Source organism: Apilactobacillus quenuiae (assembly GCF_002994005.1).
Lineage (GTDB): Bacteria > Bacillota > Bacilli > Lactobacillales > Lactobacillaceae > Apilactobacillus > Apilactobacillus quenuiae.
Window position 1 is genome coordinate 303623 of sequence record NZ_POSN01000001.1, and the last position, 12222, is coordinate 315844.

Here is a 12222-nt window from a genome sequence, read left to right on the forward strand (position 1 = left end):
AATGGAGGAATGTATGAAGTTATTTAACGAAAATATCAAAAAGCAAAAAGATATTTCTAAAGATGATTTAATAGATGTAAAGGATATATTTGATAAGAATAATGGTATAAATATAACAGTTATCTTTTCAATTGCAGTTCTAACTTTGTCTTTTATATTTTATTACAAAGATGGTGGTAATTTAGTAAATATATTGTTTATATCTTTCTTATTTTTGTATTTTTCTTTTAAGAATTTTATATCTTATTTAAAATTATATATTTCTAAAAGTATAAATTTTTGTTCTACTATAGATAAAAATGTTTCTTATATAGAGTTTAGATTTAATTTACTTATGTTTATATTTTTGTTAAGTGATTTTTTTATATTAAATTTATATAATCTTATCCTGAATTATTTCAACACTAATCATGGTATTGAATTTCATAATATTGATGATTTAATTAGCTATTTTAAGATTATTCCTATATTAGCTATGATTATATTATTAGAAATAATTATCTTAGAATCTAATAAATTGTTGCCTAAATATATATTAATATTTGTAAATAAATATATAATAAAAATTATAAAATGAAATTATTGAGAATTATAAAACTAGTATTACTGAAAAAGATAATATGACACTTGAAGAACACGAGGCTAGGAAAGCTGAATTAGAGGCTAAGTTAGCTATGTTTAGGGGGAAAATAGCTTAAATGTTGAAATGGAACATAAAAAGTTTTGAAAAGAAACAAAAACAAGTAATTTATGAAATAGGTATTTTAAAACAGCCTAATACCGAAACAATTTTAAATAAATCTTTTAAAAAAGCTGATAATTTATACAGTATTTTATCAGTTATTATTTTAGGAGTAATGTTTATATTATATAATTTTTACTCTAAAGATATAACTTCTGAATTGTTTTATTTAATATTGTTTACGTTTTTTGCTATTGTTTCTGGTTCAAATTATTATAATTCTATAATTAAAATGTCTGATAATATTGTTAAATCAAATAAACTAGAGGCAAACGAAATAATAAAAAAGAATTTAAACTATATATTCTTTAGATTTAACTGTTTGACAACTGTAATGTTTATTTTAATGCCTATTTACCAATTACTTGTTTCAAACATATTTCATCTTAAAATATTATCTAAATATATAGGTACTCAATTAGGTTTATCATTTGTTTTATTAATTGTTACTGCAATGTTTGCTATGAATTGTGCTGTAATGTTTTATAAATTAATAATACTTTTAATTAATAAAACTATTTATTCAATATGAACGGTCTTTAATTCATGTCACAAAAAGAAGTGAAAAAGCTAGTTGGCGGTATTAATACAATAATATATTCTATAAGTAAAATGATGAATAATATTATTGGTGCACATGCTTATAATGCTGAATATTATGATAAAAAAGCTGATGTATTTTTAATAATAACCCCTGCTATAAGGTATAGCTAGTTATTATTTAAATGTTTTAAAACGTCAGGAATAAAATTGGAGGAGTATAATATTATGAATTTTCTAGATAATTTAGCTGATAAATTTTTTATCACACCAACATTATCTTTTATGAAGAAAAGGAACAATATTTTTTATGTTATATTATTTCTTATTTCTATACCAATGTTAGCTGATATAAATAACATACCAGATTTTAGTTTATACTGCGATGGATGGTTTAATGAAATTATACAATTGCTATCAACTATATTTACTTCATTTAATAATCTTCTTATATATATATTGTCATATCCATTAATATTTATATTTATTTATTACCTTTTGTCAAATAAATTTCCCGATTATAAAAATTACTTAGCTATTTTGTTTTCAATCTTTTTTTATGTAATTTTTTCATTAGTATACATAATTCAGAACGTAAAAGTAAGTGATTTACTTAAATTATCTACATATGTTAATGAAATATTGCCCTTAGTTATTTTTATGGCTATGTTTTGTGGATATACTGTTTTAACGATCTTTATTGCAAGAGAAAAAAATATGGGTGATGCGTATACCATAATAAAAAATGTAGTATTAATTTTTACGTTGTTATATAGAAAGCTTTGGCTTACAACGTTAATTATAATTATTATATTTGGAAATAGGTCATTTATTACATTTCCTTTTGGTATAATTTTGTCTATTAATATTTTTATAAGTATGGGTATCTTGGCTATAGATCAAAAAGATAATGATAAAGTTTTTTCAATATCAGAGGAAAACTTCAAAGAAAACTTTTATATCTTATATAAAAATAGTGGGAACTATGAAACTGTATATATTTGTCAAAATAATAATAGAATCTTTATGAATAAAAGCAAAAATTGTTATATGATCAAACAAGGAAACTTTATTAACGGAGATAGAAATGTTTATGTTCTTAAAGAATTTAATAATAAATATGATGCCAAAGAATATGCCGATTCATACATTAAATACAATTAGATAGAAAAAGGCCTACCGACTAATAATATCCAGTAGGCCTTTACACTAATCTAAATTACTTCTTAAGTTTCTTAATAGCAAGATAGATTAAATCCTTAATTATTGCTGCAGTTAATGAAATTAATACTGCCTCAATAATGTGAAGTAAGGAGGGCATATTCACACCTCCTCTCTGATATAAATTGGTATTTGCATAAATCCAATTAGTAGCTGATAGACTACTGATCAGAAACAAATAGCCTATGTAATTATATCAGAGTTTGAATATATTAAAATACAAATTATTATAGTTGACTTTATATATAAGTATTAACTATAATATTAATTGTGAAGTAAGGAGATATTCATATCTTCTCTATGTTATGATTCTGATAGGTCATAGCATTCGAATGAAAACAAAAAAATACCTACTAGCTATTAATTTAGTTAGTAGGTATTTTTTTATATTATTATTTAATTTTTTCTGAGAAGTCAGTATTGGCACTCACATAGCCCAGATGAGTTTGTAGTCGTGTGATTTTTCCATGCTTAACTACTTTAGCGTAGAATCGTGATTTTGGTGCAAATCGTGGCTCACGTTTAGTTTTGAAGTCTAGGTCATGATAAACGTTCAACATGGAATCGGCTTCAAATAGTTCACCTTGTTGCCAGTATGTTGGTTTCTTTTTGGCAGGCTTTTCTTCTTTAACTCCGTTGGCTAGTTCGCCAACATAGTCCTGGTTTAAATCAAAACTAATTCCATTAGCATTAGCGGTAGAAGTGAATTGCCATGCATCAGCACCACCCGGTTTAATCGAGCCATATGATGCGATCCAAACTTTAGCATTCTTTAATTTACCAGTTTGAATACCATTATTAGCATAATCAAGCATGGAGCCCATTGAATATACATAAATGTTTTTATATCCATATTCATTTAAGGCTTTAATGAATTCATTCAGTTTATTAGTTAAATTTGCTAATCTAACTTCAGCATCAATCATGAGAACAGTTGATTTATCCGCTCCTACTTGTTTTAAAGCATTTAAGAAGTTATTTACTTCAGCTTCTACACTGCCACGGAAAAAGTGATAGCAAGAGAACGATCCGAATAATTTATAACTTGATGATACTTGGGACTTCATTACAGGATTGGTCCATGAATCGCCATCACTAAGTAAAATACAAGTTGATTTAATCTTGTATTTTGATTTGGCAGATTTCAAGAAGTTGACATAATGGTCATAATCAGAAGTCCATTGATAATTAGATACATCTGCAAAATATTCCATAATTTCACCTCCTAGTCTTTATGAATAGTGACAATTTGTTTATCAGCATCATCTAAAGTGTCATTAATGAATTTGTGAACGTCACCACCGCTATTTTTATAGTTTTGGTAGACTTTTTCGATAACTCCATTGATAGTTGATTCTGGTAAACTAATACCAATATTTGATAACTTCTTAGTCAATAATCTAATGGCCGATTGTAGCTTTTGATTATTAGTTAAATCAGCACGTTGAGCTAATGGCACTACAATAGCATATGCTAATTTTTCTGCAAATTGTAAATTTTGCATTCTATGTTTCCCTTTAATAATTGGTAAGGCCTTAACTAAAATTGTTGCTGCGGTTCCGCTTGTAATTAATCCTACTAACCAGTTTAATAATTGATCCATAATTATCTATTCTCCTTTTTGTTTTTCCAATCTTCTAGATCATGAATTCTAGTTTCATGATTTTCAATTTTTAAATCTCGTTTAAAAAACTCACTTTTTGAATCTGCATAATGTTTATTTAGGGCTTGTTTTAATCCATCTACACTTTCAGTAAAGTTCTTAAAAACTCCACTAAGTTTAGATACCACCCAAGCAACACCACCCATAACAGTTACTAAGCTGGCAATGTCGCTCCAATTATGAATAAAAAAATTCAATTTTAACCATTCCTTTCTAAATTTTTGCAAAATAAAAACGCCTAACTATTGTTGAGGCGTTGGTTGATTAAAAATAATATTGAAATCAGATTGTGGAATCATAAATGGTACATAATTTTGAATGGTGGGCTTATCCAAAACTCCTTGTTGATACTCATATTGTAGATACTTGCCCATATCAGTTAGTTCATTATTCATGTGTATTGCCTCCTACATTTTGTTTGTTAGCATCATCAGCAGTTTGTTGGCCATTTCCACCTAGTGAATTTACCTTTTCAACTAAAGCATTGATGGCGTTACCTTGCATCTTATTTTGCAGGGATAATTGTTGATTAGATTTATTCAAGTTAGTATTTTCGTCCTGCAAGTGTTTAATATTGGTTTGAAGTGTACCTAGTTGAGCAGACATATCATCTACAGCACCTTTATATTTCATTTCAATTTTTTGTTCGTCAGTAGCTGGATAATCTGGTGGGAATTGAAGTGCTTGTTTGGTTTCGTCCCAGAATATTTTATTGGTGATATATCCTAGTAGCTGCGCTTGATATCCACTTACTATAACTAGTTGGTAGCCTTCTTGTTGCGTATCTGATACGTTTTGAACATAATTATTTTTATCTAAAGTTACATATTTTTGCATTTGAAATCCTCCTTTTTAATATTCATCAATTTCATCAAAGATTAAATAATAATCATAAAAATAGTTTCCAATAAAGCTAGTAGGTTGTCCGTTCATATCATGAATGTATAGTGTATCTACACCATTAGTGCCTATATAAACAGAATAACTTGGTTTTTGTATCATTCCCATGTTATTTCTAAAGGGTCCAATTCCTAAACTAGTAGGATTGTTTTTAATCAAATCATCTTTAGATATTCTAAAAATATCATCGTAGTCTGGCATGATATTTAAAGAGTTATCAATTTTATTATTGTTACCATCATAGAAGTAGGCACATGTATCAAAATGGTCTTTTGGTTTAAAAATAAATTCTATTCCATTTTTTAATTTTGAAAATGGTTTATTTAGCTTAATGGTTCCACTATCATTGGTTGCTATATCCCTATGATTAAAGCGATTATAATATCCAGCAAATAATGTAGGAGTATTCCATAAAACATTAGGTTTTTGATTATTAATATCATAAATTTTAAGCCATTGGCCATTGTGCATAACTAAAGCATAGTCAGCGTTAGCAATTATCCCTTTTTCCATATAATTTCCTCTTTTTAGAATGTTAAATAAAAAGCACTTACTTTTTTGTAAGTGCTTGGATAAGTTAATTTATTTTCTTTAATTTACATTTTATATCTATAGGTATAGCAGTACCAAATTTAACATTTTTTCTATGCCCATAAACTTTTAAATCTCCATTTTTCTGTGACTTTGCACGAAAACCACTTGCTAATTGAGTAGATTTTTCGGATTTATGTGTTTCTAGAAAAAACAAATGGTCTTTCTTGGGCATAATATAGACAGCTCCTCTATTGTTTTTACCATCTGTATTTACTACACCTATCATTCTATTTTGATACTCATTATATAGAACAGTTCCCTTTCCATTTGTGAAAGAAAGAGGTTCCCAATCATTTTTTGCATCATATATTTTTAATAATTCATCTTTTCCTTTGTAATAAGCAGCTTTAGCATTCGCAATCTTAGCTTTTTCTACCATATAATATTATTCTCCCCTTTAAAATTATATACTTACTATTATTGTAGCCCATCATTAGTAACTATGGCAATGGTTCCTTCTGGGGCAGAAGTTTTAGTAACGTCATTTAAGTTACTAAAAAACTTTATTCCAGCTTCTACTTGCCAGCCACTCCACTTAACCACATCTTTAAACAGATGATTATGGGCAGAATTTTTAATATTATCTACATAACTTAAGTAAACATCATTAGCCACTGTATACTTATGAGCAATACCATATGAACTAAAATTACCCGGAATGTTGTAGACGTTTGAGCAGTTATAGTAACCATCAGGTTGACTGCCAATATTTAGTAAATCGCCACTCAAATTGCCTACTTTATGATAGCTTTGATTTATGGCATCAGTCTTTGCTGAACTAATATCACTAGATAATTGATCATGTGACTTATCAACTAAATTGCTGGCGTAATTGTTAGAATCTTGAATTCTACCATTAATCTGTGTTTGTAGATTATCTCGATTACTATCTGAATGACTAATGGAATCAGTTTTGGCTTGTGCGATATTTTTGCTGACTACGGAATCTGGTCCACTAATATTTTGTGCAATGTCTGCTTTTAAAGTTTCCAGTTCATCATGAGTTACATACACATCATTTTTAACTGTCAATTGAACATTTTCAGAGTTGCTAAATCCAATAGTGATTGATGGAACTAATGTAATTGGTGTATCTGCTTGCTTTTCAATTACAAAAGGTTCAGTGGCTTGAGCAACCGCAAATAATTTTCTATTATTGCTTGATTCATTTAAATAACCACTTAATCCAATTAATTGTGCAGTGTAATTTATATTAATTCCGCTATTGCTAATAACAGCACTGGCAGTAAAAGAATTAGCTGTTTGACTAACATTATTAACATCAAAAGATAAAGCGTTACTAAAGTCATTTAAGTTCAATGAATCAGGTGTTTTACCTTCTGGAACGTCAGTATTTAAAACTAGCATTTTATCAATAATCGGATTTTCTTTATTAGTAATTGAATCAGTCATAAGTGTAATTCCATCTTTTGTGACTAATTTATTATCATATTTCATATTAACCTCCTTATATACTAAAATATTTGTCTAAGCTAACAATTCCACCTGTATGGATATTGGCATCTATCTTAAGTGAAAAACTAATTTCAGCAATTTTTATTCCATATAAGACAGCACTTTGTAGCTGATCCAATAACCATGCTGTTTTTTGATTAGTATCTAGCTGATTAGCTGGAATTTTATCAATTACTACTTGATTAGGCTTGTCATTACCATGTATAAAGAACTGGTTAGGACTAATTCCTAATGTGCTAGAAACAAGCTTATATAGTGATTTTGAAGTTCCATCAGAATTTTTTTGATATCTTTTTGACTTAATCTTAAATCTGTAAAAATCATCGTCTGCTCCATTACGAGCAACTCCCAAATCATTTCCTAAATAATCTAGAGGCAAGCCTTTAGCATTGTCTACTGAACGCCATAAATCAATTTTATTAATTAGATTTTGAATGTTTATTAATTCTTTTCCCTCAATGTCAAAAAATAATTGCCAATTGGTAGAATCATCAGTCTTAAAAGCATCTGATAGAATATTTAAAATTGAGTTTATATCATACAATTGATTATTCATTTTGAACCACCACCACTAAATCAGTTTGTGGATTGGTAACAACACCACTATTAAAAGATTCCATTTGAACATCTTTTGCTTGTAAATTATTTGAATCACTACCAATTAAAATATCTGCATCATCAACACTATCAATGTTTAATGCTAGCTTTATAAATTGCTTGTACTTAATATGATTACCCATCGGTACATTTGCTACATAATCAGCAATTGATTTTTTTAAATCATCAACTGAATTAGTATCATCAAAATTAGCATTCACTTTTAAAGTAATCTTTGCATAAATGTTTATTGGCTTTGATTCGCTAAAATAAATAGATTGTTTATGGCCACCTTCATCAGTAGCCACATATTCAACGTTTCCAGAAGTGTGTACTCCAAATCCATAAGCATTGAAAAGCGCTTGTCCTATATCTTCCTTACGACCACCTTGCACAAAGAATTGAACTGATCCAGGAGCAGTCCCATTTTCATTAGTATTGTCTAAATCTTTGTTCCAATCAGAATCAACTAATTGAACTCCAGGAACTTTTAATAGTGCAGACGTAATTCCATTTTTAGTTCCACCACCAGGTGATTCATTTGATAAATGAATTCTATCTCTATAATCTTGGTCAGATTCCTGATCAGAACCGCCTGCTGCATTGGTAGGATTATTTACACTATCAATTCCATTAGGCTGATCAACTAAAACCGTAATTGTATTAGCAGAAACATTTGTATTAGAACTTTTTTCAGATGATTGAGCCATGCCCTTCCCAGTTCCTGTTGAATCAATGGTTACATCATCAACTACTTCAAATTCAACATCATCTTCTGTTGCAATTACTGATTCAGCTGGAACTACTGCATTAGGTGTACCAGTAAATTCAACATCAACAGTTGAAGAAGTTGCCGGTAGTCTTGAAACACTGTAATTTCCTTGTCCCAACATATCTAAGTTGACACTATCAGATGAATCAACATATTGATTAAAATAATTTGCTTCAATCAATTGATAAATATTGGCAAACATCCATGCATCTGTTCTAATCTTATGGCCAATTACTGAATTAGCATCAGTATTTACATCATCTCCATGCACTTTTTTAGCCTCTGCTGTGTATTGTTCAACTAGCTCTTCATAAGTTGGAATATGAATACCATTTTCGTCTAGCATTGCCATTTATACGCACCTCCTTATCCATCATTAGCTATGCTGTAATTTCTATTAATCTCACCAAAATCTTTAGTAGTAAATGTTATATTTACATATAAATTTCTAATATCGTTATTTTTATCAAATTCAATGGAATCTATTGATTGAACTTGGTCAACTTGTTCCAGAATAGCGTCTCTAATGTCTTGTTCCACAAAATCAAGAACAACATTTTTCCCTAATAAGTTTTCTTGATTTAATCCTAATTTTTTATCAGGTTCAAATTCATTTAACTTTGTTTGTAGAGTTATATACACTTGTTGAGCTACAACGTCGGCATCATATACATATTTATAATCACCATCTTCAAAAACTGGTTGCCCATTTTTAATAGCAATATCCTTCATTAATTGAACCTCCCAATTATTACGGCGTCATTAATTGAGTGCATTCTTTCAGAATCCTTAGTATATTTTCCACCGTGGAAATCATCTAAATTGCGATTAGAAAAAACGATAAAAACTACTTCACCTTTTTTTAAAGGATCATATACATAACAGTTTTTATTGTTTAATTTCATTAAAGCATTATTTAAAACAGGACATTGATTAATTTTTACAGATTCATCAATACCGCCTTTATCGTCAATCAGAGGTGTAACATCCGCTAATTTTTTACTATTATCAAACGAATTGACCTCCGCAAATTCCCCTACATTAATCCCAAAATTTATATTTTTTGTTTGTTGATTTAATAGTGTTTTTAATTGTTGGGCTACCTTATTTTGACTTAGCATTCTGATACACCTCGATTGTTGTTGAAAAATCACCATCACCACAATTAAATTCACCACTTTGTACCCTTCTAGTACCAGTAAAATATGGTGGATCTTTTATAGTTACTAATGATCCAGTACTAATTTGATTTCTTAAGTAAGTTTTAACCGAAATTGTTGCATGAGAATCAGTAGAATCATCAAAAGAAACGTGTTCCATTAAACCAGTTCCACCTGGTTTACCTTTAGTGGCCATAGAAATTAAGATATGTTCATTTTTACCGGATAAACTAGTCTCATCTTCAATCACTAATTGGCCACGTCTGTCATAAACTTGTGCACCAGATGTCTTGGCTAAGTCATGAATAATTTTGTATGGTTTCCCTTTAGCCACATAACCTTTTTTAAAAGTTTTAACTTTAGGTAACTTCAATTTACTAATTTTTATATTGGCATCTGCAGCAACTCGTCTAATAATCACATTAGAATTGGCTCCAGGTGCAAATGACATTGCAGTGTGCAACTTAACTTTGAACTTTTTAGCATCAGTTTTGCCTAAAACTTTTTCTCGTTTTTTAGCATTACTTTTTAATTTAGCGTTTTCTTTTTCCACAGTAGATTGTGCTTGTAATAATTGTTGACCTTCCACAAATGTAAATGAGAATTGTGTATCAGCACCACTAGCAGACAATGGATTAATTTTATCAATGGCACCTTCTGCAATTAGTTTCAATCCATTATCTTGTTTATATCCAGCAAATACTTGAACTTTTAATCCTTTTTTAAACATATCTCTATGTGCCTTGGACACATTCATAATGGTTACAGTACTAGTATGAGCAGTAGATGAATCGCCAAATGGAACAGTAAAATTAATTGAAAATGATTTTTGAGTATGAACAGCTAAAAATTCTATTTTCTTACCATTTTTTAAAAATAGTCGGATCATAACCATTCTTCCCCATAGAAATTTAGTCATAATCAATCATCTCCAATCTCATCAGAATCAATTGGAATTTGTTCCGATGGATCACTATCTGCATCAACTGTATCTTCATACAGAAAAACAGTATCACCAAAATTAGTAATACTGATTTTCTTTTCTTGTCCTGATTCGTCCATTGGGGTTAAATCAGTTGTTGGTAATCTAGAGTCCATTATATTGAAGAATAATGGTTGATTTAATATGATTTTCCAATCACGTACAAGCCAAGTACCATCATCTAAAGCAATACCAGCAGTAAAGAAGTCGCCTTGCTCGTTATACTTAATTTCAAAAATATAATCAACATCATCAATCTCATAATCAAATTGTTCTGGTAAATCATCGACATCAATTGGTATATAGTTACGAACAGACATTGAATCACTTCCTTGTTTTCTTAATATTTACCTTAGCATGGTGAGGTCTGGAATAATTTTTACTTTGTTTAGATTTAAACTTACCCTTAGTTACTTGTAATTTCTTTCCAGATAAATTGGTGTGAGAATTGTAATGACGACTAGAATTCATTTTAATCAGGTTTTTCACTGAAGTATGATATTTTTTTGCATAGTCATACATGGTCATACCTCTTTTACCTTTAATGGTTTTAGGTGCAACACACATTCCGGCAGGAACTTTTTTACCTTTGTTTTTCACCTTTTGTTTAGTGGTTGTAACTTCTGCTGCATAAACAAATTTTAAAGATAAAGTAAAAGCTATTTCATCTTCAAGTGGTTGTGATTGAGTCTTGTTTAATGATTGAATTCTAAAATGCTTATTATAGATTTTAGCCATGTTATGAGTGCCTTTAGAACCATTGGAACGATAAGTAAGCTCCACACCGTGATAACGCCAATCTAATATTTGATTGTACTGTTGAGTAGCAGACATCTTATTTCCTTTGGTATGGCCTTTTAATCTACCTTCAATCGAAACTGTTTTATCACCATTTATGGAATCATCGGCACTACTTTCCCCACGATCACTTGGATAGGTAGTTATTGTGTTTTCATTATCTTCTGTTTCAGACGTAGCAAAAATAAAAACTACCTTACCATTTTCACTATTAGTTTCGTATAAAGAAGCTTTAGGTGCTAAAAAGTCAGCATATTGTCTTTTAACAGATTTATTAATGGTTTTAACAGCATTTTTATGACGCCTTTTTTTAAACTTATCTAGATTTCTTTTTGATTTGGCCAATCTGTATTCTAGTTTTCTTCTATGACGCTTTGTTTGTTTAAAAGCACCACTACTTTTTAATTTATTTTGAGCTTTTTGAGCTTTACTTAAATCATGATTAAATTTGTTTAATTGATTAGACTGATTTGTAGTAGGTTTAGCGGGTATTTTTCTATGAATCCATACCTTCTTAGTTTTGGTAACAGTTCGCTTACCTTTTTTTACTTTATATTTATCTTTTTGCCAAAAATAAGATAAATCTCGATAGATATAATTTATAGATTGTTTTGAAGAATTTATAGTATTTCTATTATTAATTTCTTCTTGTACCATCTTTGCTTGGTGATTATTTAAAGTATTCAATGCTTTTTGATCATGCTTAACTTTATTTTCTAACCTTTGCCAAGTGCTTGTTTTTAATTTAGAAATATTTACATCTCCTAACAAAAAAGA

Annotated in this window: 19 protein-coding genes; 4 read left to right on the forward strand and 15 right to left on the reverse strand. The window is 29.1% G+C overall.

Annotated features, from left to right (window positions below; translation table 11 throughout):
• Positions 1-13: 13 nt before the first annotated feature.
• From C7N44_RS01555 to C7N44_RS01565, 4 genes are all read left to right on the forward strand, one after another.
• Positions 14-577, forward strand: a complete 564-nt coding sequence (locus C7N44_RS01555) for a hypothetical protein (RefSeq protein ID WP_105956164.1) — start codon at positions 14-16, stop codon at positions 575-577.
• A gap of 121 nt (positions 578-698) precedes the next feature.
• On the forward strand, positions 699-1274 hold the full coding sequence (locus C7N44_RS01560) for a hypothetical protein (protein ID WP_105956165.1): 576 nt from the start codon (positions 699-701) through the stop codon (positions 1272-1274).
• Between the two features lie 14 nt (positions 1275-1288).
• Positions 1289-1456, forward strand: coding sequence for a hypothetical protein (locus C7N44_RS07950; RefSeq protein WP_157945006.1), 168 nt, complete (start codon positions 1289-1291; stop codon positions 1454-1456).
• A gap of 54 nt (positions 1457-1510) precedes the next feature.
• On the forward strand, positions 1511-2446 hold the full coding sequence (locus C7N44_RS01565; protein WP_105956166.1) for a hypothetical protein: 936 nt from the start codon (positions 1511-1513) through the stop codon (positions 2444-2446).
• 449 nt (positions 2447-2895) lie between these two features.
• Here the strand turns inward: C7N44_RS01565 and C7N44_RS01570 are convergent, their stop codons facing one another.
• The 15 genes from C7N44_RS01570 to C7N44_RS01635 all read right to left on the reverse strand — a co-directional run bounded on the left by C7N44_RS01570 (position 2896) and on the right by C7N44_RS01635 (position 12216).
• Positions 2896-3717: a GH25 family lysozyme gene (locus tag C7N44_RS01570; RefSeq protein ID WP_105956167.1), complete on the reverse strand. Its 822-nt coding sequence runs from the start codon at positions 3715-3717 to the stop codon at positions 2896-2898.
• A gap of 11 nt (positions 3718-3728) precedes the next feature.
• Positions 3729-4106 (reverse strand): phage holin, LLH family, encoded by a 378-nt coding sequence (locus C7N44_RS01575; RefSeq protein ID WP_105956168.1) that lies wholly within the window; start codon positions 4104-4106, stop codon positions 3729-3731.
• A gap of 2 nt (positions 4107-4108) precedes the next feature.
• A complete protein-coding gene (locus C7N44_RS01580; protein WP_140987717.1) occupies positions 4109-4363 on the reverse strand; it encodes a hypothetical protein in 255 nt (84 codons plus the stop codon).
• Between the two features lie 45 nt (positions 4364-4408).
• Complete coding sequence (locus C7N44_RS07955) at positions 4409-4561, reverse strand: hypothetical protein (protein WP_157945007.1); 153 nt, start codon at positions 4559-4561, stop codon at positions 4409-4411.
• Positions 4554-5003 (reverse strand): hypothetical protein, encoded by a 450-nt coding sequence (locus tag C7N44_RS01585; RefSeq protein ID WP_105956170.1) that lies wholly within the window; start codon positions 5001-5003, stop codon positions 4554-4556. Before C7N44_RS01585 ends, C7N44_RS07955 begins: the two co-directional genes overlap by 8 nt.
• Positions 5004-5018: 15 nt before the next feature.
• A complete protein-coding gene (locus C7N44_RS01590; RefSeq protein ID WP_105956171.1) occupies positions 5019-5579 on the reverse strand; it encodes a hypothetical protein in 561 nt (186 codons plus the stop codon).
• A gap of 64 nt (positions 5580-5643) precedes the next feature.
• Positions 5644-6039, reverse strand: a complete 396-nt coding sequence (locus tag C7N44_RS01595) for a hypothetical protein (protein WP_105956172.1) — start codon at positions 6037-6039, stop codon at positions 5644-5646.
• A 38-nt stretch (positions 6040-6077) separates the two neighbouring features.
• A complete protein-coding gene (locus C7N44_RS01600) occupies positions 6078-7118 on the reverse strand; it encodes a hypothetical protein (protein WP_105956173.1) in 1041 nt (346 codons plus the stop codon).
• A 10-nt stretch (positions 7119-7128) separates the two neighbouring features.
• Positions 7129-7692, reverse strand: a complete 564-nt coding sequence (locus tag C7N44_RS01605) for a hypothetical protein (protein ID WP_105956174.1) — start codon at positions 7690-7692, stop codon at positions 7129-7131.
• Positions 7685-8857, reverse strand: a complete 1173-nt coding sequence (locus tag C7N44_RS01610; protein WP_105956175.1) for a baseplate J/gp47 family protein — start codon at positions 8855-8857, stop codon at positions 7685-7687. Before C7N44_RS01610 ends, C7N44_RS01605 begins: the two co-directional genes overlap by 8 nt.
• Positions 8858-8871: 14 nt before the next feature.
• Positions 8872-9237 carry a contractile injection system sheath initiator gene (locus C7N44_RS01615; RefSeq protein WP_105956176.1) on the reverse strand — a complete coding sequence of 122 codons (366 nt, stop codon included), beginning with the start codon at positions 9235-9237 and terminating at the stop codon, positions 8872-8874.
• Positions 9237-9626, reverse strand: coding sequence for a Gp138 family membrane-puncturing spike protein (locus tag C7N44_RS01620; RefSeq protein ID WP_105956177.1), 390 nt, complete (start codon positions 9624-9626; stop codon positions 9237-9239). Before C7N44_RS01620 ends, C7N44_RS01615 begins: the two co-directional genes overlap by 1 nt.
• Positions 9610-10584, reverse strand: a complete 975-nt coding sequence (locus tag C7N44_RS01625; protein ID WP_105956178.1) for a hypothetical protein — start codon at positions 10582-10584, stop codon at positions 9610-9612. Before C7N44_RS01625 ends, C7N44_RS01620 begins: the two co-directional genes overlap by 17 nt.
• A gap of 2 nt (positions 10585-10586) precedes the next feature.
• Complete coding sequence (locus C7N44_RS01630; RefSeq protein WP_105956179.1) at positions 10587-10967, reverse strand: phage baseplate plug family protein; 381 nt, start codon at positions 10965-10967, stop codon at positions 10587-10589.
• A gap of 4 nt (positions 10968-10971) precedes the next feature.
• On the reverse strand, positions 10972-12216 hold the full coding sequence (locus tag C7N44_RS01635; protein ID WP_105956180.1) for a phage baseplate protein: 1245 nt from the start codon (positions 12214-12216) through the stop codon (positions 10972-10974).
• Positions 12217-12222: the final 6 nt, after the last annotated feature.

What these genes read in the sequence shown, in the direction of transcription:
- C7N44_RS01555 (WP_105956164.1), top strand. Translation starts at nt 14, where the DNA reads ATGAAGTTATTTAACGAAAATATCAAAAAGCAAAAAGATATTTCTAAA.
- C7N44_RS01560 (WP_105956165.1), top strand. Translation starts at nt 699, where the DNA reads ATGTTGAAATGGAACATAAAAAGTTTTGAAAAGAAACAAAAACAAGTA.
- C7N44_RS07950 (WP_157945006.1), top strand. Translation starts at nt 1,289, where the DNA reads ATGTCACAAAAAGAAGTGAAAAAGCTAGTTGGCGGTATTAATACAATA.
- C7N44_RS01565 (WP_105956166.1), top strand. Translation starts at nt 1,511, where the DNA reads ATGAATTTTCTAGATAATTTAGCTGATAAATTTTTTATCACACCAACA.
- C7N44_RS01570 (WP_105956167.1), bottom strand. Translation starts at nt 3,717, where the DNA reads ATGGAATATTTTGCAGATGTATCTAATTATCAATGGACTTCTGATTAT.
- C7N44_RS01575 (WP_105956168.1), bottom strand. Translation starts at nt 4,106, where the DNA reads ATGGATCAATTATTAAACTGGTTAGTAGGATTAATTACAAGCGGAACC.
- C7N44_RS07955 (WP_157945007.1), bottom strand. Translation starts at nt 4,561, where the DNA reads ATGAATAATGAACTAACTGATATGGGCAAGTATCTACAATATGAGTAT.
- C7N44_RS01585 (WP_105956170.1), bottom strand. Translation starts at nt 5,003, where the DNA reads ATGCAAAAATATGTAACTTTAGATAAAAATAATTATGTTCAAAACGTA.
- C7N44_RS01590 (WP_105956171.1), bottom strand. Translation starts at nt 5,579, where the DNA reads ATGGAAAAAGGGATAATTGCTAACGCTGACTATGCTTTAGTTATGCAC.
- C7N44_RS01595 (WP_105956172.1), bottom strand. Translation starts at nt 6,039, where the DNA reads ATGGTAGAAAAAGCTAAGATTGCGAATGCTAAAGCTGCTTATTACAAA.
- C7N44_RS01600 (WP_105956173.1), bottom strand. Translation starts at nt 7,118, where the DNA reads ATGAAATATGATAATAAATTAGTCACAAAAGATGGAATTACACTTATG.
- C7N44_RS01605 (WP_105956174.1), bottom strand. Translation starts at nt 7,692, where the DNA reads ATGAATAATCAATTGTATGATATAAACTCAATTTTAAATATTCTATCA.
- C7N44_RS01610 (WP_105956175.1), bottom strand. Translation starts at nt 8,857, where the DNA reads ATGGCAATGCTAGACGAAAATGGTATTCATATTCCAACTTATGAAGAG.
- C7N44_RS01615 (WP_105956176.1), bottom strand. Translation starts at nt 9,237, where the DNA reads ATGAAGGATATTGCTATTAAAAATGGGCAACCAGTTTTTGAAGATGGT.
- C7N44_RS01620 (WP_105956177.1), bottom strand. Translation starts at nt 9,626, where the DNA reads ATGCTAAGTCAAAATAAGGTAGCCCAACAATTAAAAACACTATTAAAT.
- C7N44_RS01625 (WP_105956178.1), bottom strand. Translation starts at nt 10,584, where the DNA reads ATGACTAAATTTCTATGGGGAAGAATGGTTATGATCCGACTATTTTTA.
- C7N44_RS01630 (WP_105956179.1), bottom strand. Translation starts at nt 10,967, where the DNA reads ATGTCTGTTCGTAACTATATACCAATTGATGTCGATGATTTACCAGAA.